Origin of the sequence: Fodinibius salsisoli (genome assembly GCF_026229185.1) — a bacterium.
Classification (GTDB): domain Bacteria; phylum Bacteroidota; class Rhodothermia; order Balneolales; family Balneolaceae; genus Fodinibius; species Fodinibius salsisoli.
Map to the genome: position 1 here is coordinate 83,125 of NZ_JAGGJA010000008.1, position 21,581 is coordinate 104,705.

Below are 21,581 nucleotides of genomic sequence, written 5' to 3' on the forward strand. Positions count from 1 at the left end.
ACAAATAATTCCTGTATCTATCTGTATAGATCTGTGGCTAAATTATGTCACTTCTTTTTGCATTAGATTCATAAAACTATCCTCGATATCCGGTTCTATGGATTTTATTTCCACCTCAGACAGTCCACATTGCTCGGTTAGGTATAATTCAAGCTTACTTATATCTGGTTCTTCCCGTTTATCGGTGTAGTGAACATACTCCCCAAACGGTTGTACCGAATCTGCCCACTCGTACGAGCGCAACTTTTTTATGAGTTCGTAAATACTTGAGGCTTTAATCGCCAACAGTGGCTGATCAAAGTTACGAGCCACCTGCTCGGGCGTATCGATATTAAGGATATGTCCATTGTCAATGAGGGCCACCCGGTCGCACTGCTCGGCTTCATCCATATAAGGGGTAGAAGCAATAATGGTAATGCCCTGTGATTTCAGCTGCTGAAGCATCTGCCAAAACTCCTGCCGCGAAACGGCATCCACGCCCGTAGTGGGTTCATCCAGCACCAACAGTTCGGGCTTATGGATGAGCGCGCAGCTCAGGGCCAGCTTTTGCTTCATCCCCCCGGAGAGTGCACCGGCCAGCCGATCTTCAAAACGTTCAAGCTGACTGTAAATGGGGGCGACTAAATCGTAATTAGCCTCGAGCGTCGTTCCAAAAACCGAGGCAAAGAAATCCATATTCTCGCGCACACTCAGGTCTTCGTATAAAGCAAACTGCCCGGGCATGTAACCAAGCTTGGTGCGAATGGTCCGGTAATCATCAACCACATCCAGGCCCAGCACCGATGCCTCCCCGGAATCCGGTTTGAGCAGCGTTGTCAAAATCCTGAACAACGACGTTTTACCCGCTCCATCAGGACCGATGAAGCCAAAGAGTTCGTTGGGCTCCACCTCAACGGAGATATCTGCCAGAGCCTCAACGCCTCCGTACGATTTGTTTAAATTTTGAACACTAATTGGATTCATGGGTTAGTTATTTGTCATTTCTTATTAGTTAACAGGTCGTGCCTAGCAACCATTAACTAATTTTCTGCCCTGAAATTAACTTCTCCGGGCATACCAATCTTTAGCACACCATTTGGATTAGGTACCCGAACCTTCATGGCATATACCTGGGTAACCCGTTCTTCTTTGGTCTGTATCATTTTGGGGGTAAACTCGGCCTCCGATGCAATCCAACTGACCCTTCCACTTAACTGCTGGTTCCTTTCTGCCGTCGAATCTACAAGCACCTGCACCGCCTGGCCAATTTTTATGGACGGGAGTTGGGCCCCGCTGACATAGACTTTCAGTTCCAGCGTATCCAGACTTGCAATCTGATAGAGCGGCTGCCCCTGCTGAACAAGTTCATAGGGTTCTACGTAAGAGGTGAGCACCGTCCCGGCAACTGGATTGATAATACGGGTATCCTGCAGCTGATCCTGCACCTGTTCAATACGGGCCTGGGTAGCACTAATTTCTGCTCGTATAGATTGTTTCTGGGTTTGCAGGGCGCTTATCTGCTTTCGGATGGTCTCCACTTTGGAACGAACATTATCCAACTGTTGAGCCGTGGCTGCCTTATCTTCTCGCATTGCTTGCGTCCGCTTCAGGTTCATCCCGGCCAAAGTAAGCTCTTCTTGCCGCACCTCAACTTCAGCATTGATATTTACTATTTGAGACCGAATGGATTCCACTTTGGCTTCCAATTCTTTTTTCTGCAAAATAAGCCGGGTCGTATCTACCAAACCTACTGTCTGGTCCTTTTCAAGCCTGTCCCCTTCCGCTACATTGTATGCAAGGAGTTTACCCCCAATTTCTGTCGAAATAGTGGTCTCTATTGCTTCAAACTGTCCATATGCATCGGACTTTTCTTCACTATTGCAGCCTGTAACGACTATTAATATGCCGATTAGCAACAAAAACAAAGAGGACGTTCGACTGCTTTCTAATCTCATCGACTTGACGTTTAAATGATTTGGTTTTGACATTTTGTTCTACTGATATCGTTGATGTTATTGGTCACTCGTTTTGATGAGCTTATTCTCTGGGGGATCTCCTGATGTAAGAAAACGATCGAATACGTTTCGCAGACCCGGTAATAGCTTATAGGAACGCGGATACTGTTTACCATCCAGGATATTACTCATGCACTCAAACACTACCTTCGAATCCCAGTACCCGGTGTGAGTATGAACAATATTGCTGCAGTCTATTAGCGTAAGCTGCTGAAAATAGGACAGCAGCTTTTCATATTTTTCAAGACCTGAATAGCCGATGGCTTCTTCCCACTCTACCAGCCTGAACCAGTATCTCAACACATCATCCCGCTTGGTATAAAACAGATAAAGATTTTGAACCTTCTCCATCATGTTTGCGGTAATCCGCTCTACCAGGTACGATTGGGAGACCGCTGCTCCGAGTGAAAAAACGTTTCTGATATTTATTGTTTGGGATGATTGAAGAGCGTTATATCCCACAATCGTAGCCATACTGTGCCCCATTACATCGATGGTGCACCCTGCCTGAGTAAATTGGTGCAGCCAATCTCTTAGGTAAGTCCCTGCCTGCTTTGCATTTTCTTTGGATTGGAAATAGCTGAATTCCGACTCCCCGCTGGGCCAAACAAAGCCAATAGTAGCATGGTAGCTGTCGCTAAAAAATGTATTACACTGGTCATCCAAATGTTCATATAAGGATAAGATATCGTCCATCGAGTTATTAAATCCATGGATGATTAACAGGATATTTTTACCGCCAATAGCCGACCGTAAATCGCTTTGCTCCACTGCTTCCATCTGTTGGCTATTGTAGCTGTTTATTTGCTCAAATTTTGAAAATGTGTTGCCTTCACTACCTTCTGACCGCAAGTTGATCAAATACATAACATTGCTCCTTTATTGGATTGGAACTCCTAAGGTTGTCAAATAATCGGATTGCGCCTGTGCCAGCCGTACACGATTGATATACAGCGAAAGCCTGGCCTGATGAGCCCGGTTTAATTCTGTCACATATTGGCTGGCCGTTATGGCCCCATTATTCAGCTGACTGACATTTTCTTCGACAATTTTCTTCCGCAGGGCTATTGCTTTCTTATCCCGCTCTATGTTTTCCTCAATTGCTCTCATACGCTCCTGGATACGATTAAGCGAAGCATGCAACTGCCGGGTAAAAGAGCGACGATTCTGTTCAACCTGCTGCTGCCGGAGCTGTAGCATTTGTTGCTTTTCTCCGGCATTGTATGAAGCCCAAAAATTCCACCGTACCTTCAACCCGACCGTGTAATACTCATGAAAATCATCGTTCAGGAAATTCAGCCCCGGGCGACCGTAAGCAGCTGTACCAAAAGCGGATAAAGACGGCCATTTTTGGCTCCCAGCTAACCTCTTCTGTTGCTCTATCGTTTCTTCTGTACTTTCAAAGAGATCGTATTCAGATCGATGTGGTTGTAACGATTGGTGATCAATATTTTGTTGCGGCAGCTGGAGTTTAGTACCGGTTGCCACCTTCTCTCCAATAAGTTCGCCAAGTACCCGGTAACCGGCTACTACATTGGAGTGGCTATTAACCGAATCCTGTCTTGCTTTAATCAGCTCGGCCTCCAAAATATGCTGCTGACTGGCCAACAGTACGCCATTATCTACCTTTGAACGTACCGTGGAAAGCTGTTCTTCAAGATTTGCAATAAGTAATCCAATAGTCTTAGACTGCTGTTGAGAAAGCAGGATACCAAAATAAACCTGGTCTATTTGTGAGCGAATCTGGTGTAGCTCTACTTCAGTCGAATAGATCTCCTGTTTACCCTTTGCTTTTTCCAGCTCTTTTTGGATCCCTACTGCGCCCCCGTTAAATATTGTCTGCGTTACATCCACCGAGGCTTGGTACTGATCCTTACTTATAGCGGGCGGGCCTCCTCCACCGGGCAACGAAAAATCCGTAACCTCCGATTGGTAGCTGGCCCTCCCATTGATACTGACATCTGGATAATGTCCGGTATTCGCTATCTGGATATTTAATTCCGTGATTTTTTTCTGAAACTCAATATTCTGAACTTTTGGATAATTTTCATAGGCCTGTTGATAACAATAGTCCAAGGTGATGGAATCAGCAGGAGCTCCTCCAGAAAAAGTAGTAAAGACAAATGTTAAGGCTATAAAGAACATCATGGTCGCTTATAGTTTATGCCGTTAAGAATAAACTCTGTCAAAAAGGCTTTACGCTTTTTCAGAAATGCCCCGAAGTCCTGTTCATCAAACTCAAAAAGGGCCTCAACCATTGTCTGGGCAATAAATGGGAATAGGATAATCCCTACAATACTGACCAACAGTTGCCGGGGTTCTACCTCATCCATTCGTCCAGCCTGTACTTCTTCTTTGATTTGCTTTTCAAAAGCCTTGGGGGGATGGATATCCTTCTCCTTGATGAACTTCCGAAACCGATCCGGATTTTGGTTCATCTCATAAATGATAAACTGCGCAATCCGGGGATTGTCATCCAGAAAGGAATAGTAGGTGTCAATAAGTTGTTCAATTTTTTCATCAAAAGAAGCTTCGGCACCTAAAACGCTAAAAATTACCGGGAAGAAACGACTCACTTCACGCTGATATACCTTCTGGAACAGCTTGTCCTTGCTTCGAAAGTAATAGTGAAGCATCGATTTGTTAATCTCTGCCTCATCGGCAATCTCTTGCATCCGGGCACCGGCATACCCTTTCTGCTGGAATACCCGGCTGGCCGCTTCAAAAATCTGCTCTTCGGTTTCCTGGTTATTATCTGACATGATCTGTTGATTATTTTTTCTCAGTTCAATAGTAAACTAAAACATTCAACTATAAAATTCAACTATTTGGTTGAATTTTATAGTTAGCACGTCTTCTATCTATTCATCTAAATAAAAAAGGCCTTCCAGAATAATTCTGGAAGGCCTTTTAAATAATTATTAGAATTTTAATAGCTATCCGATGCGAAATTTTAGTTCATCAATTTTGGATAAAATTTCTCCCCTGTCCATTTCGCGATAGCGTTCGGGGAGTAATTCTTTGGAGGTACATTCAATGACAGCACTTAAGGTCTGCAGCTCAATTTCTTCGGGATAAGTGGGGGGCAAAAAGTCATTTAAAGCTATATCCAGTATTTCCGGCGTCACTCTCTCTTGATCTTGCGCTGCCGCCCGAAACTTAGCTCTTGTCAATGCTGCTTCCATATCTGCACCAGAAAATGATTTTAATCCCTGTTCAATTACCTTGGGTACATATTCTTCTGTAAGATCCAGCCCCGTTTTCTTTTTCATGGCTTCAAAGAGCTCAATTCTTTCTTCCTTTGTGTGGGGAGCAAACAAGGCCAGGTGCTCTTCTGCTCTTCCCTGCCGCTTAAGATCTACCGGCATAAGGTCAGGGCGCGCCGTCATCAGGAACCAGAGAATACGTCCACGATTCTGCGTGTCACTCATAAACGTAGCAATTTGTGAAAACACTCTGCTTGAGACGCCGCTGTCTCCGCCGGCATCCCGATCGCCCAGGTAAGCATCGGCTTCGTCAATCATGACGGCTACCGGGGCCATCGCTTTGAGGAGGCTCAAAATCTTTTCCAGGTTTCCTTCGGTGACGCCCTGCCACTGGCTTCGAAAATTCTTCAGCTTCACCATAGGGATACCCACTTCATTCGAAAAACAGGTTACCAGAAATGTTTTACCCGTCCCCACAGGACCGCAAACCAGATACCCCATGGGCAAAACATCACGCCGGCCATTTTTAAGTGCCTGTACCGCCTGACGCAAATGCTGTTTTACCTTCGTATGGCCCGCTACATTATCCAGGGTATAGTCGGTATCTACGAATTCTAACAAGCCATATGCTTCTGATTCAATGAGCTCTTTTTTGGCCTCTGATAGCCTGCGATGTGTTATTTTTTCTTTATTCTCTCGGGCATTCGATAATACGCTACGGATGTTAATAAAATTAAGTCCCGCAGTTTGTTGGGCGACTACTTTTTTGCTGACTTCCGACAACGCCTGAAACTGCTCTTCTTTCAATTCATTACTAACGAACTGTGCCCGTTGCTGCTGATTGGGAATATTAATCCGAATACTATCAGTATATGGATTTTGGACGACGGTCTTATTCAAGTCCGCCAGGTTCTCTGTAATAAGTACGGTAGTAAAATCGGCCGCTAAAAACATAGGATCATGAGCCCAGCGCGATAGATAAACCATGGAGGTGCGATCTTCGGAACCGGTTGAACCCGCTTCATTCATCGGAATGATGGTTTCGGCATAATCGACAATCAGGGCAATACTTTTATTACTGTCAATGCGAACGCGGAAGTATTGCTCGAGTAGCGAAAAGACACGAACCGGATCTTTGGGAAGCTTATCCGCATATTCCGTTCCGAGTAAAGAATCACGTCCCGCTAACGCCTGGTTGAAATCCTTTCGGCTTTCCTGATCCCGAAAATAGATGCCCGAAGAGCGATCGTAAAAAATGACATAATCTCGTGCACCAAAAAACTCCTCAGAAAGAAAAGATTTGAGACGTACAAATTCAGTTGTGGATTCTCGTTTTAAAGGAACCAGGTCATGGACATTTCCATGTAAGATGAACTGGTTAATCGTACGACTCAAATATTTACGGGCAAATTCCCCGGCCCAATCTGGATAATGATTAAACATTCACTTAGCGGTTAGCGGTTAGCGGTTAGCGGTTAGCGGTTAGCGGTTAGCGGTTAGCGGTTAGCGGTTAGCGGTTAGCGGAGGGTGATGATTTTCAATCTCCCTGTCAAGGATTATTTCTAGTTTCCAATTTCCAGCATCCAACCTTTAAACTCCAGCTTCCACCTGCCAAACTTAAAACTTTACACTTCTTGCTTCTCACTTTTTATACTTTACTTTCTTAGTCCAGTGTTACCAGTTTAATGGTCTCAATTCGGCTGCTTGTGGCCTTGCTGATGATTATTTTATTGCCATCAATGAACAACTCTTCATTTACTTTCGGAATACGTCCCAGTGAGTTGATGACATAACCGGCTACGGTTTCAAATTCTCCTGATTTATCGGACAATTCAATTTCAGGAAACTTCTCCATCAGGTCTTCCATCTCAATTCCACCACTCAGAATGTAGGTGTTGGTGGAAATCTTTTTCATAAACTGATCCTCGGTATCATATTCATCCTGAATATCTCCCACTACTTCTTCCAGGAGATCTTCGATGGTAACCATTCCAGCGGTACCTCCGTATTCATCAATCACAACGGCTACAGAAATATTCGACTTTCTAAACTCGGTAAGCAAATCCTTGGATCGCTGTGTTGCCGGCACAAGCTTAACGGGACGCATAATCTCAATTAAATTCTCGGGATGGCTGAACAGATCGTATGCAAAGATAACCCCAATGATGTCATCAATGGATTCCTGATATACCAGCAGCTTGGAGAAGCCCGAAGTAATGAAAAGCTTTAAGGTTTCGTCAATGCTCGTTCCTTTCTCTACGGCTACAATATCTGTTCGGGGAATCATTGATTCCTTAACCCGCATATTGGATAGCTCCAATACGTTGTGCAAAATTTCGGAATCCTCTTTATCCAAATCCTGTCCCCCGGTATCGCGGAGTTCCTTGAAGATCATCTCCACGTCTTCACGGCTAAATATCTGGTCTTTTGAAACAGAATTGGGCTGTACTAATTTGATTACCATTTTGGAAGCTGCGTTGGCAATCACAATAAAGGGCTTAAACAAATAATAGCATATTTGCTGGGGAACCGCGATAATTTTCATCCACCAATCCGCGTGGATCCGAAAAAGTGCTTTGGGTAAGATCTCCCCGAAAAGCATAATAACTACGGAAGCAATAATGGTCTGAAGAATAAGGATGGTCACTTCAGAGGGAAGCGCTCCCACCCAGTTTTGATAGAGAGTGGTAATTGGAGATACTAAAAAAATCGCCATTAAGGTTGCATACACCACATTCACGATATTATTTCCAACCAGGGTAGTGGTAAGGAATGTCTCCGGGTTCCGGACAAAATTATTGACCATTCGTCCGGTCCATGAGTCCTTGCGCGATTCAATTTCCAGCTTTAGCCGGTTGGCGCTCACAAAGGCCATCTCTGATCCAGAGAAGAATCCGCTAAGGAAAATGGTTAAAACTATAAGAAAAAATTCCGTCATTTTGATATTGGCTATAAGGAATACAGGTATAAGGATATAAGGTCAAAGTGTTTTGAATTCCCAAATACCTTGACCTATGATTTATTTTTCTGCTCTTTCACATATCCGATGTAACCGTTTAACGTAATTTTTGCATCTTCAATCAGTTTCGTTCCTTCTTTAAATTGGGTTTTATCTATAAAGTTAAAGTCCAAACAACTAATGTAACAATGTTATCTTCAGAGCTAACATTATATATTTTATCCCTATCGGTATTGCATTCCTCATTCCCCTTATTTCTCATAAATCCAATCACTTACCCTTGAAATCCGGTTTTCGTTTTTCCAGAAAAGCGGACGTCCCTTCAACGAAATCTTCGGTTTCACACAGACTGCCAAACAGTTCAGCTTCTTTCTCAAAGCCAGCTTCCTTACCAGACTGGTAAACGGCTTCTATGGCATATCTAACAGCAATGGGACCATTTTCTAATATCTTATGGATGAGCGAACGGGCAGCTTCTTCCAGATCCTCTTCAGCAATGCGGTTGACTAAACCCCATTGGTATGCTTTTTCTGCTTTAATCTGCTTTGTTGTCAGAATCAACTCGAGAGCACGAGCCTGGCCAATAATATGCCGTAACCGCTGCGTGCCTCCGTATCCCGGAATGAGTCCCAGTCCTACTTCCGGTAATCCAAAGACCGCATTGGTTCCCGCAACGCGCAAATGGCATGCCATGGCCAATTCAGCTCCTCCTCCCAGTGCGTATCCATTAACGGCTGCTACCACCGGCTTGCGAAGATCCTCAAGCTGCTGAAAAACCTGTTGCCCTTTTCGCGACTTTTCTTTGCCGGATGGGCTATCCAATGCCCGCAGTTCCTTAATATCAGCCCCGGCAACAAATGCTTTATCGCCCGTGCCGGTAACAATGACGGCTAAGACGCTCTCATCATTCTGGATGGTTGTAAAAACATCAGACAATTCCTCCAGAACTTGAGTATTTAAGGCATTTAATTTTTTGGGGCGATTGATGGTAACGGTAGCAATTCCCTGATCATCGGTATCAAGGATAATCGTTTCATACGGTTGACTCATAAAGCTTATTCTTTGACACGATTTGAAGGATTTCCACTGGATTCTGAACCGGTTTGTTGCTGTTTTTCCATCTCCAGGAACTCTGCATCCAGATCTAAATCATTAAAACTTGAGTTGAAAGGTAAGATTTCCCGATCCATATCGTCAATCAGTTGCGATGTTTCTTCTACCTCTTCAAGCAGGTTATCTAGCTGAAAACCGATCTCTTCGGGCTTACTCATCGTCATCGACTGCTCATAGATATATTGAATAGCATCCTCAATAGTCTCGAGATGAGTCTCACAGATAAGATATTTTTCTTTGGCAATCTCGAATTTCTTGAGTCGCTTCTTAAGTATACCAACCCGACGATTGGTGGTTCGCTTCAGACGCTCGGATTGCATATTCTCCATTTTCCGCTCCTCTTTTTGCACCTCCACCTTCAGGCTTTCCTCTACCGATGTATTCATATACAGCTGATAGCGCTTATGAAGATCCAACAACGTAAGATAGTTGGAAACCAGCTCCTGTATTTTTTGCCTGATATTTTCCAACAGACCCTGAGAGCTGTAAGGAAGCTTATCAAAATTTTCTTTGACCAGCTTAGTCAATCGCTTCAACGTTAAGAATCGCTTCTGGCTTTGAGCATCCAGTTCCTGAAAGGTCGATCGCTCATTATCCATTGCATTCTGCTCATGCAACTTCTGATACTTTACCCGTTTCCGATAGCGGGGCAGTCGAGGAAGAATACCCAAATACATCAGCTCCGTTCCAAAAGCCATGGTCAAAATAAGACTGGATAACATACCCACATCACTCAATACAAAGGCTGATATGGTTGCAATCAGTAACATTCCCAAATTGACGGGATGTAAGAAAGCCTCACGCGTAAAATTTATGGCTTGCTCTTCACTCATTGTTTCTGCGATTGATTATTAGCACTATTCTTATTGGACTCAGGACTTGTTTTTTCTTCCGAGCTTGTTGTATCCGGCCCTATTGTCTTCTTCACCTGGATGGTATCAGCCTGCTGTTCAATTTCTTTATAAAGCACCCCCATTTCCATCTTCAGCTGTTTAAGGGTTTCTTTAGCTTTAGCCCGGTTCATCTGTTCATCCAGTTCCTGTTTCTCCACATCCGGAGATGGGCCTTCCCCTGACAAGTCATCCATAGCCACATCCAGCCGCGCTTCAACAGACGCCAACTTATGCTTGACAGAGTGCAAAAAGCTGTCAAACGATTCCAGCATCTGCGTCTTGTCCATATCTTTGAGAGCCTTCGAAATATTATGAGTTTTCTTAGCCCTTGACAGCCGCTCCTTAGCCTCCCGCATTTTTCGGTAATGCGCTTTGTACTCCTCTTTGAGACGTTTACGTTCGTTGCGGCTTTCTTCGCTCATCATTCAGGTTACAGGTTAAAGGTTAAAGGACGCTGACGAATCTTCATTATCATGTCAAAAGGTAATTTTAACCTTCCAGCTTCTCACGTCTGTCGGATCGCTTCTCACTTAAGACTGCGACCGTTCCTTATTTCCAATCGTTTTTCCTTGCTCTTTTTCGGTAGATTCTTCATCAATTTCAATTTCTCCTCCTTCGGAAGAGCCGACGCTTTTTTCTTTTTCTGTCGTCTCTTCCTTACCCATCTCTGATTTAAACTGTTTGACCAGCTCACTGGCCCGCAGTTTCTCGGCATTGGCTTCAATTTCCATTGCTTCCGTATCTACGCTATCCAATGCCAATTCCATACGTGCTTCGTTTTTAGCCGTTTCTTCATTCAGCCGATTGACCATTTCATCGTGTGTTTGGTCAAGCCCACCTGTTTCAAATTGCTCCAGTGCATCGGCGACCTTTCCCTGCCACTCGGCTCGTTCACTGGCCCGTAAGGCTTCTTTGGCCTCCTGAATTTTGCGGTCTTTTTCACGAATAAATGCTTTTTTAACTTTCAGCGCTTTCTCATAGGCCTGTTCTGCAAATTTCATCTGCTCTCTAGAAGTGGAAAGGTTTTCTTTCGCCTTTTCCAGCTGCAGCGCATAGCCTTCGGCAATATCATCGCGATCGGCATTAATAGCCGACTTAATTTTAGAGGTAAGATTCTCAATTCGGTTTTCGTATTTCTTCACTTCTTTCTGAAGCATGATCATATTGGCCTTCACTGTGGCAATATTTTCATTCATCTGGGGAATTTGGTCATTCAAATCCCTAATATTTTGCTCCAAAATAAGCTTGGGATCTTCCATTGAACTTACGAATCCACCGAATAGCGACTTGATAGCACGAATAAAGCGTTTAAACATAATGTATATTGATTTTATTGGTTTTTGCCCTTGCCCATTTTTAAGAGTTAACCACTGTATATATGGTTATATTGTTTTCACTTGATTAATAACATTTAAAGTGGCTGCCCTAAATTCAGGTCTACAGTCGTAATACAAAGTAAAGCTATATGACGTTCATTGGCAATATAATTGAAATAACTGTTAAAACCATCTTTATAGCCTTTACGAAAAGTATTCTGAAATGTTATACCAATTTCCACTTTTTGTTTTATGGTCCTAAAAAACGACACCCAGTTGTTATGCAGCTCACCATCTTAGTTTCTTCTTCTCATGATCCCATTTACCGCTCCCCCCAGCCTAACCAATGGGATGCAGTCCACCCCGATCTACTCGATGCGTAACCATTTTAATAGGATCTGGCTTTTTGCTTTCAATTGTAAAGGCATCCTTTAATTCCTTTTGAGAAGCATCAATAAATGCTTCCTTGCTTGTGTATCCGGTTACCAGGATATCTCCCTCGCTGACTTTGTCCCCTACCTTATGATGTAGTTCCAGTCCAGCCACCGGATCGACAGCATCTTCTTTCTTTTTGCGTCCCGCCCCCAACTCCAGGGAAGCAAGGCCAGTTTTGTAAGCATCAATAGCAGAGACATAACCCGACGAAGGCGCCTTAAATGTAAAGCTATGTTTGGGATCAGGATATAAGTTCAAGTCTCTCAGGATTGCAGGATCACCGCCCTGCTCTTTGGTCAACCCCAGCCATTTTTCAAAAGCCTGTCCATTAGCCACCGCTTCTTTACTCATTTCAATACCCTGTTGCACGGTTTCCGCCTTGTCTCCCTGCATAATCATTGTACCCGCCAGCCAGTGTGTCACTTCCATCACATCTTGCGGCCCTTGGCCCTGCAAGGCCTCCATTGCTTCTTCTACCTCCAGCCAGTTGCCAATCTTGTATCCCAGCGGCTGATTCATATTTGTGAGGTAAGCGATTGTTTCCTTACCAAAGTCTTCGCCTATGGCAACCAGTGTCTCGGCCAGCTTCTGCGCATCCTCCTCTGCTTCCATAAAGGCCCCGGATCCAAATTTTACATCCAGCACCAGGGCGTCGATGCCTTCGGCCAGTTTCTTACTCATGATGCTGCTGGCAATCAGTGGAATCGACTCTACTGTGGCCGTCACATCGCGCAAGGCGTATAACCGCTTATCCGCGGGAGCGACCTCTTCGGTTTGGCCCGCCATCACCATCCCACACTTTGATAAAATCTGTTCATAGCGGTCAAGACTCATATCCACAGTAAAGCCCGTAATGGATTCCAGTTTATCCAGCGTGCCGCCGGTATGGCCCAACCCTCGCCCGGAAATCATCGGTACCGGGATGCCATAACTTGCTACAATAGGCGCCAGGATGAGCGACAGCTTATCCCCAACGCCACCGGTCGAATGCTTATCTACTTTCTTTCCTGGAATATGACTTAAATCCAATACCTTACCCGAATGCAGCATCGCATGAGTAAGCGAAGAAGCTTCCCCATCATTCAATCCTTTTAAAAAAGCGGCCATCAGAAAAGCGCTCATCTGGTAATCCGGTAACAGATCATTCGTATATTGCTCAATCAGATAGGTTATTTCCTGCTGACCAAGGGCCTCGCCATCCCGTTTTTTTCTAATGAGTGAAACAGTGTTGTAGTTGTTTGTAGCCATAGGCAAAAGACATTACTTTCTCATTGACTTTGCAATAACGTATTTTTACCCAAAAATTAACAGCACGAACCGATGATTACCGTATTTGCAGATCAGTATCTGTATGAAATTGATTCCTTTCTTCCCGAATCGGTTGATTTACGACTTTACGATCCCGCTCAGGGACTTCCAAAAAACCTGCATAAAGCCCACGCCCTGTTAATCCGCACCGTAAATGCTATTACTCCACAAACACTGCCGGAAATTCCAGAAAAGCTTACGTTCATCGGAACGGGTTCGGCAGGTACTGATCACGTGGACCAAAGTTACCTGAAAGAACAGGGTATCACTTTTGCAAATGCAGCTGGATGTAATGCTCGATCAGTAGCTGAATACGTAATCACCAGCCTCTTGCTTTGGGCAGAAAAAGAGACCGAATCATTACAAGACCTATCGGTGGGTATTATCGGTGTGGGTGAAGTCGGTACTCAGGTTGAACAACAGCTTGAGAAGCTGCAAATGTCAACTATTTGCTACGATCCTCCTCGCGAAGAACGGGAATCCCCCTTTAGGTCGTCGTCTTTAGAAGAGGTGCTTTCTGCTGATATTCTGACCTTCCACACTCCCCTTGTTTCGGATGGCAACTGGCCAACTTATCATTGGCTCAATGAAAAAAAACTTTCTTCCCGACAATTTAGGCTTATCATCAATACGGCCCGGGGAGGAGTCATTGATGAACAGTCACTTTTACAAAGCCACCAAAATAAAAACGTGAGCAATTTTATTCTGGATGTGTGGGAAGACGAACCTGACCTGCGTCCTTCAACAGCAGAAGAAGCATTTTTTAAGACGCCCCATATCGCCGGCTATTCTATCCAGGCCAAACAGAATGCCTCTAAATTTATCGCTGACCCACTGATTGAACACTTTGATTTGTCCACTGCTCCATCCAAAGGGCAAACAGAAGGACAAACAATCGAAGGAACCGTTGATAACTTTGGTAGCTTGGGTGAGTTATTGCATCAACTCCATCCACTTAAAAAATATGAAGCACGGCTTCAGCATATTCTGAACAATCATAGAGATCAACGCGGGGAACTCTTTAATAAGTTACGCGCTGAATTTCCATTACGGAACGAGTTCAGCCATATCCAGCTCCCGGCAAGCTACTTTGATCGTTTTCCGGTGCTTACTGATTTGGGCTTTGGTCTAATCGGCCAGTCCGAATAGTTTTCGAGCTATTTGGTTCGTCTTGCGCTCAACTTCATCCACTGGTAGCCCCTTAACTTCGGCCAGTCGTTTTGCCGTATGTACGATGAAGGCCGGCTCGTTTCGTTTTCCCCGTTTAGGAGCAGGAGCCAGATAGGGTGCATCCGTCTCAAGCATCATTTTATCCAGGGGCAGTTGAGCAACCGTTTTATCAACGCCGGCATTCTTAAAAGTGAAAATGCCGCCAATTCCCAAGTGCAGGCCCAAGTCGATAGTCCGTTTCCCTTCTTCCTCCGAACCGTTAAAACAGTGCCATATACCCGACAGAGAACCATCCTGCTCTTCTTCAATAATTTTCAATAGATCTTCGGTACTCGATCTGTTATGTAAAATAATCGGTTTCTGGACGGCTTTGGCTACCCTGCAATGGATACGCAGACTCTCTTGCTGTTCAGCTTTAAAATCATCGCTCCAGTAATAATCCAAGCCCGTCTCCCCTACGCCTATGATATCAGCTTGTTTGCAATATTCATAGAGGGTTTCCTCGGTAGCCTGCTTACCGTCGTTAACGGACGTTGGATGGATACCAGCCATTTTATGGAAATCTATATCCGGATGAGACAGCTGGTCCATCTTGGGCAGAGAATCAAAGGTAATGGCCGGCATCAGGATATCCGAGAGGCCCGCCTGAGCTGCACGGCTCAATACCTTATCGATATCTTTCTCAAACTGCTCTAAATAGAGATGGCAGTGGGTGTCAATCACAATGACTAATGGACTTCTATCGAATGATATTCAACGAGTCGCTTCATGGGCTTACTAATATACTGCCCCGCTTTCATGCCGTGCTCGTTCAATATTCCATTAATCATCTCCTGATGTCCGTGCGCTACAGATCCAATAAAACGGACTTCATATTTGAGAGCATCCGTATATTTCATTACGATACGTGTGATGAAATTTTCGAAACCTTCGTGAAGCATCTTCTTAACGAATGGATGATCATCATGCTTCCCTAAAAAAGACGCATAGGAAGCGATAAATCGACTTTTTTGTGACCCGTCATACAGTCCTTCATTAATATGTTCGAGAGACATATCATAATTCTCTTCTAAATCTTTCTTCAGCTCATCCGGAAGCTCAAAGCGGTAATATTTATTGATCAACTGCTTGCCAAAGTAACCGGCACTGCCTTCATCGCCTAATATAAAGGCCAGGGAAGGAATGTGTTCCACAATCTTTGTTCCATCATACAGGCAGGAATTGGAACCGGTGCCGAGAATACAGGCAATCCCTGGCTTATCAAAGAAGCAAGCCCGGGCCGCACCCAACAAATCATGAAAAAGATGGATGGTTGCATCTGGGAAGCTGGCATTCAGTGCCGTATTGACAACCTCCTTTTTCTCTTCACTATCACAACCAGCTCCATAGAAATAGATATCCGATATATCGGCTTTATCTTCCAGCTGTTTCGAGAGTCCTTGATCTAACACCCTCTCGATACTTTCAGTGGTATGATAATAGGGGTTGAGCCCTTCGGTTTTGATAATTTTTTGCTCGTCTGCCGACTTTAAACACCATTCTGTCTTGGTTGCGCCGCTGTCGGCGATTAAAATACTCATAGAAACATTTTATTTATAATTTGCGTGCAAATCTAAGAATTTTTCTTCACATCTTGAAAAATTACTGCTCTAAAATAGAGACTCGCCAGAATTCTACCTATCATTCAGGATCAAATTCAAGCAGAAACCAAACATCCGATGAAACTGACGTACAATAGCTATCTTAAAATTGAGGAATTACTCGATCTTCAGCAACTACAATCTGAGCCAAAAGAACATGATGAAATGCTATTCATCATCATCCATCAGACCTATGAACTTTGGTTTAAACAAATCCTACATGAAACGACAAAGTTACGAAATAATTTAACCGGAACCCAGACTTGGGGGGCCGTCAAGACGATGAAACGCATTCTGACAATCCTCAAAACAATGGTTGCCCAAATTGATATTCTGGAAACCATGACGCCCCTGGAGTTCGAAAGCTTCCGTGGCTTCCTGGATGAGTCCAGCGGCTTTCAGTCAGTACAATTTCGGGAAGTTGAAATTCTGTGCGGGCACCGGTCACCGCGGATGCTCAAAACGCATGAGGATACCCCTCAATATGTGCAGCGCCTTAAAGAACGAATGGAAGAGCCAACAATATGGGAATGTTTTTGCACATACCTGCAAAAAAGTGGATATGATATCCATACCCCAGAGCGTAAAAATGACCGAGGCTTGCTATATGACCCCTCGTCTCACAACCAGAACGTACTGCTCCACATTATGAATAACGATCCGGAGAAAACCATGCTCTGTGAGCTGCTGGTGGATTTTGACGAGGGACTGCAGGAATGGCGTTACCGCCACGTTAAAATGGTGGAACGGACGATCGGTAACAAAATGGGGACGGGCGGCTCCAGTGGGGTAGAGTACCTTCGACGTACACTGCACCGACGTATCTTCCCGGATTTATGGGAAATCAGATCTGAGATATAATCCAGTAAATAATTATTATGAATGATATTGACCAACTGGCCAGCCAGTTACAGCCCCATTATGCACATTTTAACGTAGCCAACCGACTGCTTTTTACCGGCCATTCGCATCAGGCCTGGCCGGATGTAGCCCTCAAAGGAGTAGAAGAATCTTTCCAGGTGGCTGCGGGCCAAGTAGATAATAAGTGGGAAACAGCCTTCAAAAAAACTGAGATCCTCCGCGACTATCTGCGCGGCTATTATGATGACCCCGATGGATTGTACTGCCAGGGAGAAAATACGCATCAACTTTTGGTTTCCTGGCTCTCCAGCTTTGACCTCAATGAGAAGCCTAAAATCATTACTACCGACAGTGAGTTTCATTCTATGTATCGGCAGCTGCATCGATTGGAAGAGGAAGGACTGGAAATTTGCTATACAGAAGGGCATTCCGATGCCCTCGCTTCAGACATAGAGCAACTCATTGATTCCAAGACCGCGGCCATCATGTTGTCGCGCGTCTTTTTTGAAAGCGGACTCATTAATCAGCATTTATCAGATATTGCTGAAATTGCCCGGAAAAATAACGTTCCTTTGCTCGTTGATGACTACCACGGAACCAATGTAGTGCCTCTCTCCCTTCGGGATGCCGAACTTGAAGACTGTTATTTCCTGGTCGGTGGATACAAATACTTGCAATGGGGAGAAGGAAACTGCTTTCTGCGCTTCCCTGAAGGTTGTGCTCTTAGGCCCGCCATTACCGGCTGGTTTGCTTCTTTTAGCACACTGGATGATCCCCGCTCTCCGGGAAAAATTGAATATGATGACGGGAATCAGCGGTTTGCAACTGGCACTTATGATCCCACGGCCCAGTTCCGTGCTGCCAAGGTCGTTGCATTTTTTGAAGAGCAGGATCTCTCCCCTTCCGTATTGCGCCAACAGTATCTGAGACAGCTTAAACTTCTCAGAAAACAATTCCTGGCCCAAGACTTTAATGCCAAACTCATAAAATTATATCATCGCCAGCCGCTGGAACAAAATGGAGGCTTTTTAGCCCTGCGATCTCCCTATGCTCGAACGATTCGTGCAGAGCTAATGGAAAAAAACATCTATACTGATGCCCGTGGCGATGTCCTGCGACTGGGACCTGCCCCCTATGTTACCTCTGAACAGATCAAAACCGTCATCACTGAGCTGTCAAAAGTCGTAAACCGCCTCCAGCCATAAAAAAATCTGTAAGGATTTGGCTTTTAAAGGTACTTACTTATAAAGACTCAGTGTATCTCTGTGACTTCTTTGAGTTACTCAGTGTAATATTTCACAGAGCACCACAGTGTCAAACACCGAGCTACACGGAGGAATTTATGAAACTTAATGATATAACACATAATGTTATAAAAGCTGCTATTGAGGTACACAAACAACTTGGGCCAGGCCTTTTAGAATCAGCATATCAACAATGTCTTGCATACGAGATTAATGAGTCAGGTCTGTTGGTCGAAGAGCAGGTCCCCGTTCCTGTTATCTACAAAAAAATTCATTTAGAACATGGGTATCGATTAGATTTACTTATTGACAAAAAAGTTGTTGTAGAACTAAAGACTGTAGAAACATTAACTGATGTGCATACAGCTCAGCTATTAACCTACTTGAGACTTGGAAATTATAAAGTTGGTCTGTTAATAAATTTCGACGTGAATCTATTAAAGAATGGATTAAAACGATTTATCAACTGATTTTTTTTAATTGCGCTGACACTATGTTGTCAGTTTTATTTGATATATTAACCAGTGAAAAAATTTAAAGCTAATTTAGAAACTACATTATGTCTGATAACAAAGATCGCGACAAGGCACTGGATATGGCCATCGGTCAAATTGAAAAACAGCATGGTAAAGGCACCATCATGCGGTTGGGTGATGAGGCCGTAAAAAACGTTCCCAGCATTTCAACGGGCTCACTTATGATTGACCATGCGCTCGGTGTGGGCGGAGTGCCACGTGGACGTATTACCGAAATTTACGGTCCGGAAGGTAGTGGTAAAACAACCTTGGCTATGCATATAGTAGCAGAAGCACAGAAAGCAGGCGGCTATGCTGCTTTTGTGGATGCTGAGCACGCTTTTGATCCGCGGTACGCAAAAAACCTGGGCATTAACACCGATGAGCTGTTGGTCTCTCAACCTGACAGTGGAGAACAGGCACTAGAAATTACGGAAACGCTCATCCGTTCTGCCGCCTTAGATGTTATTGTTGTGGATTCGGTTGCCGCTCTCGTACCCCGGGCTGAATTGGAAGGCGAGATGGGCGATTCTCACATGGGCTTACAGGCTCGTCTCATGTCGCAGGCGATGCGTAAAATAACCGGTATCATTAATAAAACGCGAACATCGGTAATCTTCATTAACCAGATTCGTGAAAAAATCGGGGTCATGTTTGGCAACCCGGAGACAACTTCAGGTGGACGTGCCCTGAAATTTTACTCCTCGGTCCGGATGGATATCCGTCGAATCGGATCTCTTAAGAATGGCAGCGATGTAGTCGGTAACCGAACCAAAGTGAAGGTGGTTAAAAATAAAGTTGCTCCTCCTTTTAAGGTTGTGGAATTCAACATCATGTATGGTAAAGGAATTTCACGGCTGGCCGAGGTACTGGATATGGCCGTCGAATATGATATTATTGAAAAACGCGGCAGCTGGTATCGATATGGTGGAGAACCCATTGGTCAAGGAACCGATAATGCGATTGAATTTCTTAAGTCAGATCCGGAGCTGGCGGAAAATATCGAACAGATGGTCCGTGATGAAATGAATCCAGAACCCGAGACCGAAGCCCAAAATGGTGAGGATGGCTCTGACGAGGAAAAAAGTGACGATTAGGAATGAGCAATGCACAGGAGCATCAGCTACCAGGAACAATCACCTCCATCGCCGTACAGAAAAACAATAAAGAACGGTACTCTATCTTTGTTGATGAACAATTCCTGATCGGCGTCAGCGAAGAGACACTTATTAAATTCAGTTTACGTAAAGGCGCTGAGGTGACGCCTTTGCTTTTTAAAAAGATACAGCGAGAAGAGGGACGGTTTGCTGTAAAAGCGTATTTACTTAAGCGTCTGGGTAGTCGCAACCATTCAAGGAAAGAACTACTTAACAAAGCTCTCCGGAAGGATTACACCCAAGAGGTCATTCTCTCTGTTCTGGATGAGCTTGAAGAAAAGGGCTATATCGATGATCCCAGCTTTGCCCGAATGTATGCTTCCAACAAGAAACGGCTTAATAACTGGGGGCCATCTAAAATAAAGGCTCACCTTATGCAAAAAGGGATAGGTCGGAATATCGCAGAGAAATGCGCCACAGAAGTATTTAAAAATGAAGATTTAACAGAAACTTTTATACATTTAATTACTAAAAGGAAGCGACATTTTCGTCGAGAACAAAACCTGTTGAAACGCAAGAAGAAAGTAATTGCTTATCTTGCTCGCAAGGGATATCGATCATCAAGCATTTATTCTTGCATCGATAAGCTTATGGCGGTTATTGAAGAATGAACAACATTACCCTCGAACGACTTATAAAATCAGCACTGGCACTTGCAGCAATAGTGCTGCTATTCTACCTGCTCTATTATTTTGGCACGCTCGTGGGCTATGCCATCGTCGCCATTATGATTAGCTATATCCTTGATCCGGTAGTCAACCGTATTCAATCAGCCGGTATCAACCGCACCTTTGCTATTGTGCTTACCCTTAGTGCGCTCATCCTGATACTCGTCTGGATATCAACCAACATTTTCCCTGTCATTGCCAACCAGATGGTAGAATTGGCCGGGCAGCTTAACATTCAGACCATCCAGGATATTACCCGGCAGGTGGAAGAACGCCTTACAAAAAACTTCACCTTCTTGCCGGAACAGTTCTTGAGTACAAATATTACCGGGATGCTGCAAGAAGTATTTAACATCGGTCAACTACCAACAGCCTTAAGCAACCTTATTGGCCTGTTTACAAATATTTTCTGGGCTTCCCTGGTCATTCCCTTTGCAACGTTTTTCTTTTTGAAAGATGGCTCTAAAATTCGTCGAGACATTCTTCAACTTGTCCCCAACAAGTATTTTGAGACAACCCTCAGCCTAATCGATAAAATTGAGACGCGCCTGGGCATCTATTTCCGAAGTGTGATGCTGCAGAGTCTTATTGTTGCTTTAACCTCATGGTTGGGTCTTTCCATTGTTGGACTCAATAACGCACTTTCTGTAGGTATTGCCGTTGGGCTGGCCAATACCATCCCCTATTTTGGCCCTGCAATTGGATATCTCCTCTCTATAACCGTCTCCATTATCGAAGTAGGAAATTTTTCGCTGGTACTGCCCTGCATCATAGCCATCCTGATGGTACAACTGCTCGATAATATCATTCTCCAACCGTTCATCTTTTCACGGTCGGCAGAAATTCATCCCGTCGCTATTCTATTTATTATCATGATTGGCGCCGAAATAGCGGGTATTTTGGGCATGCTTGTAGCTATCCCTATTGCTACGGTTATCAAAATTACGATCAACCAAATTCGCTGGAGCCTTAATAATTATTATGTTTTTCGGTCTGTTGGCTCTCCTGACACCTAACGGGAAAGGCATTTTATTGATTTGGTCCTTAATATCTAATCTTTTTTACTTATCTTTGCGAACGAACTGACAGCAACCTCTATCGT

21 protein-coding genes are annotated in these 21,581 nt (G+C 44.2%); 7 read left to right on the plus strand and 14 right to left on the minus strand.

The window, feature by feature from the left end:
* Window positions 1-42: 42 nt before the first annotated feature.
* From J6I44_RS12725 to J6I44_RS12780, 12 genes are all read right to left on the minus strand, one after another.
* Entirely contained in the window at window positions 43-963 is a 921-nt protein-coding gene (locus tag J6I44_RS12725; protein ID WP_265766524.1) for an ABC transporter ATP-binding protein, read from the minus strand.
* A gap of 56 nt (window positions 964-1,019) precedes the next feature.
* Window positions 1,020-1,934: an HlyD family secretion protein gene (locus J6I44_RS12730; protein ID WP_265766525.1), complete on the minus strand. Its 915-nt coding sequence runs from the start codon at window positions 1,932-1,934 to the stop codon at window positions 1,020-1,022.
* A 57-nt stretch (window positions 1,935-1,991) separates the two neighbouring features.
* Window positions 1,992-2,861 (minus strand): DUF726 domain-containing protein, encoded by an 870-nt coding sequence (locus J6I44_RS12735; protein WP_265766526.1) that lies wholly within the window; start codon window positions 2,859-2,861, stop codon window positions 1,992-1,994.
* 12 nt (window positions 2,862-2,873) lie between these two features.
* Window positions 2,874-4,142 carry a TolC family protein gene (locus J6I44_RS12740; protein ID WP_265766527.1) on the minus strand — a complete coding sequence of 423 codons (1,269 nt, stop codon included), beginning with the start codon at window positions 4,140-4,142 and terminating at the stop codon, window positions 2,874-2,876.
* Window positions 4,139-4,756: a TetR/AcrR family transcriptional regulator gene (locus tag J6I44_RS12745; protein WP_265766528.1), complete on the minus strand. Its 618-nt coding sequence runs from the start codon at window positions 4,754-4,756 to the stop codon at window positions 4,139-4,141. Before J6I44_RS12745 ends, J6I44_RS12740 begins: the two co-directional genes overlap by 4 nt.
* A 174-nt stretch (window positions 4,757-4,930) precedes the next feature.
* On the minus strand, window positions 4,931-6,643 hold the full coding sequence (locus J6I44_RS12750) for an ATP-binding protein (protein WP_265766529.1): 1,713 nt from the start codon (window positions 6,641-6,643) through the stop codon (window positions 4,931-4,933).
* Window positions 6,644-6,863: 220 nt separating this feature from the next.
* Window positions 6,864-8,138: a hemolysin family protein gene (locus J6I44_RS12755; RefSeq protein ID WP_265766530.1), complete on the minus strand. Its 1,275-nt coding sequence runs from the start codon at window positions 8,136-8,138 to the stop codon at window positions 6,864-6,866.
* Window positions 8,139-8,429: 291 nt separating this feature from the next.
* Window positions 8,430-9,209: an enoyl-CoA hydratase/isomerase family protein gene (locus tag J6I44_RS12760; RefSeq protein ID WP_265766531.1), complete on the minus strand. Its 780-nt coding sequence runs from the start codon at window positions 9,207-9,209 to the stop codon at window positions 8,430-8,432.
* Window positions 9,210-9,214: 5 nt separating this feature from the next.
* On the minus strand, window positions 9,215-10,105 hold the full coding sequence (locus J6I44_RS12765; protein ID WP_265766532.1) for a hypothetical protein: 891 nt from the start codon (window positions 10,103-10,105) through the stop codon (window positions 9,215-9,217).
* Entirely contained in the window at window positions 10,102-10,590 is a 489-nt protein-coding gene (locus tag J6I44_RS12770) for a hypothetical protein (protein WP_265766533.1), read from the minus strand. Before J6I44_RS12770 ends, J6I44_RS12765 begins: the two co-directional genes overlap by 4 nt.
* A gap of 105 nt (window positions 10,591-10,695) precedes the next feature.
* Window positions 10,696-11,481 (minus strand): PspA/IM30 family protein, encoded by a 786-nt coding sequence (locus tag J6I44_RS12775; protein WP_265766534.1) that lies wholly within the window; start codon window positions 11,479-11,481, stop codon window positions 10,696-10,698.
* 339 nt (window positions 11,482-11,820) lie between these two features.
* Complete coding sequence (locus tag J6I44_RS12780) at window positions 11,821-13,164, minus strand: thymidine phosphorylase (protein WP_265766535.1); 1,344 nt, start codon at window positions 13,162-13,164, stop codon at window positions 11,821-11,823.
* 72 nt (window positions 13,165-13,236) lie between these two features.
* On the opposite strand from J6I44_RS12780, the gene J6I44_RS12785 reads away from it, so the two are divergent.
* The gene (locus tag J6I44_RS12785; protein WP_265766536.1) at window positions 13,237-14,373 is read left to right on the plus strand and encodes a 4-phosphoerythronate dehydrogenase; all 1,137 of its coding nucleotides are present in this window, start codon (window positions 13,237-13,239) and stop codon (window positions 14,371-14,373) included.
* Here J6I44_RS12785 and J6I44_RS12790 read toward each other — a convergent pair.
* The gene (locus J6I44_RS12790; protein WP_265766537.1) at window positions 14,353-15,117 is read right to left on the minus strand and encodes a TatD family hydrolase; all 765 of its coding nucleotides are present in this window, start codon (window positions 15,115-15,117) and stop codon (window positions 14,353-14,355) included. The two genes, J6I44_RS12785 and J6I44_RS12790, sit on opposite strands and share 21 nt — an antisense overlap.
* 5 nt (window positions 15,118-15,122) lie before the next feature.
* Window positions 15,123-15,974, minus strand: a complete 852-nt coding sequence (locus tag J6I44_RS12795; protein ID WP_265766538.1) for a hypothetical protein — start codon at window positions 15,972-15,974, stop codon at window positions 15,123-15,125.
* A gap of 138 nt (window positions 15,975-16,112) precedes the next feature.
* Between J6I44_RS12795 and J6I44_RS12800 the strand changes: the two genes are divergently transcribed.
* The 6 genes from J6I44_RS12800 to J6I44_RS12825 all read left to right on the plus strand — a co-directional run bounded on the left by J6I44_RS12800 (window position 16,113) and on the right by J6I44_RS12825 (window position 21,495).
* Complete coding sequence (locus tag J6I44_RS12800; protein ID WP_265766539.1) at window positions 16,113-16,895, plus strand: tryptophan 2,3-dioxygenase; 783 nt, start codon at window positions 16,113-16,115, stop codon at window positions 16,893-16,895.
* A 17-nt stretch (window positions 16,896-16,912) separates the two neighbouring features.
* Complete coding sequence (locus J6I44_RS12805; RefSeq protein ID WP_265766540.1) at window positions 16,913-18,100, plus strand: aminotransferase class V-fold PLP-dependent enzyme; 1,188 nt, start codon at window positions 16,913-16,915, stop codon at window positions 18,098-18,100.
* Window positions 18,101-18,237: 137 nt separating this feature from the next.
* On the plus strand, window positions 18,238-18,609 hold the full coding sequence (locus tag J6I44_RS12810) for a GxxExxY protein (protein ID WP_265766541.1): 372 nt from the start codon (window positions 18,238-18,240) through the stop codon (window positions 18,607-18,609).
* A gap of 89 nt (window positions 18,610-18,698) precedes the next feature.
* Window positions 18,699-19,751, plus strand: coding sequence for a recombinase RecA (gene recA / locus J6I44_RS12815; protein ID WP_265766542.1), 1,053 nt, complete (start codon window positions 18,699-18,701; stop codon window positions 19,749-19,751).
* A gap of 2 nt (window positions 19,752-19,753) precedes the next feature.
* Window positions 19,754-20,422 (plus strand): regulatory protein RecX, encoded by a 669-nt coding sequence (locus J6I44_RS12820; protein ID WP_265766543.1) that lies wholly within the window; start codon window positions 19,754-19,756, stop codon window positions 20,420-20,422.
* On the plus strand, window positions 20,419-21,495 hold the full coding sequence (locus J6I44_RS12825) for an AI-2E family transporter (RefSeq protein WP_265766544.1): 1,077 nt from the start codon (window positions 20,419-20,421) through the stop codon (window positions 21,493-21,495). Before J6I44_RS12820 ends, J6I44_RS12825 begins: the two co-directional genes overlap by 4 nt.
* Window positions 21,496-21,581 lie beyond the last annotated feature (86 nt).

Excerpts from the sequence above, each read along its gene's own strand:
- J6I44_RS12725 (WP_265766524.1), bottom strand. The coding sequence starts at position 963 with ATGAATCCAATTAGTGTTCAAAATTTAAACAAATCGTACGGAGGCGTT.
- J6I44_RS12730 (WP_265766525.1), bottom strand. The coding sequence starts at position 1,934 with ATGAGATTAGAAAGCAGTCGAACGTCCTCTTTGTTTTTGTTGCTAATC.
- J6I44_RS12735 (WP_265766526.1), bottom strand. The coding sequence starts at position 2,861 with ATGTATTTGATCAACTTGCGGTCAGAAGGTAGTGAAGGCAACACATTT.
- J6I44_RS12740 (WP_265766527.1), bottom strand. The coding sequence starts at position 4,142 with ATGATGTTCTTTATAGCCTTAACATTTGTCTTTACTACTTTTTCTGGA.
- J6I44_RS12745 (WP_265766528.1), bottom strand. The coding sequence starts at position 4,756 with ATGTCAGATAATAACCAGGAAACCGAAGAGCAGATTTTTGAAGCGGCC.
- J6I44_RS12750 (WP_265766529.1), bottom strand. The coding sequence starts at position 6,643 with ATGTTTAATCATTATCCAGATTGGGCCGGGGAATTTGCCCGTAAATAT.
- J6I44_RS12755 (WP_265766530.1), bottom strand. The coding sequence starts at position 8,138 with ATGACGGAATTTTTTCTTATAGTTTTAACCATTTTCCTTAGCGGATTC.
- J6I44_RS12760 (WP_265766531.1), bottom strand. The coding sequence starts at position 9,209 with ATGAGTCAACCGTATGAAACGATTATCCTTGATACCGATGATCAGGGA.
- J6I44_RS12765 (WP_265766532.1), bottom strand. The coding sequence starts at position 10,105 with ATGAGTGAAGAGCAAGCCATAAATTTTACGCGTGAGGCTTTCTTACAT.
- J6I44_RS12770 (WP_265766533.1), bottom strand. The coding sequence starts at position 10,590 with ATGATGAGCGAAGAAAGCCGCAACGAACGTAAACGTCTCAAAGAGGAG.
- J6I44_RS12775 (WP_265766534.1), bottom strand. The coding sequence starts at position 11,481 with ATGTTTAAACGCTTTATTCGTGCTATCAAGTCGCTATTCGGTGGATTC.
- J6I44_RS12780 (WP_265766535.1), bottom strand. The coding sequence starts at position 13,164 with ATGGCTACAAACAACTACAACACTGTTTCACTCATTAGAAAAAAACGG.
- J6I44_RS12785 (WP_265766536.1), top strand. The coding sequence starts at position 13,237 with ATGATTACCGTATTTGCAGATCAGTATCTGTATGAAATTGATTCCTTT.
- J6I44_RS12795 (WP_265766538.1), bottom strand. The coding sequence starts at position 15,974 with ATGAGTATTTTAATCGCCGACAGCGGCGCAACCAAGACAGAATGGTGT.
- J6I44_RS12800 (WP_265766539.1), top strand. The coding sequence starts at position 16,113 with ATGAAACTGACGTACAATAGCTATCTTAAAATTGAGGAATTACTCGAT.
- J6I44_RS12805 (WP_265766540.1), top strand. The coding sequence starts at position 16,913 with ATGAATGATATTGACCAACTGGCCAGCCAGTTACAGCCCCATTATGCA.
- J6I44_RS12810 (WP_265766541.1), top strand. The coding sequence starts at position 18,238 with ATGAAACTTAATGATATAACACATAATGTTATAAAAGCTGCTATTGAG.
- recA (WP_265766542.1), top strand. The coding sequence starts at position 18,699 with ATGTCTGATAACAAAGATCGCGACAAGGCACTGGATATGGCCATCGGT.
- J6I44_RS12820 (WP_265766543.1), top strand. The coding sequence starts at position 19,754 with ATGAGCAATGCACAGGAGCATCAGCTACCAGGAACAATCACCTCCATC.
- J6I44_RS12825 (WP_265766544.1), top strand. The coding sequence starts at position 20,419 with ATGAACAACATTACCCTCGAACGACTTATAAAATCAGCACTGGCACTT.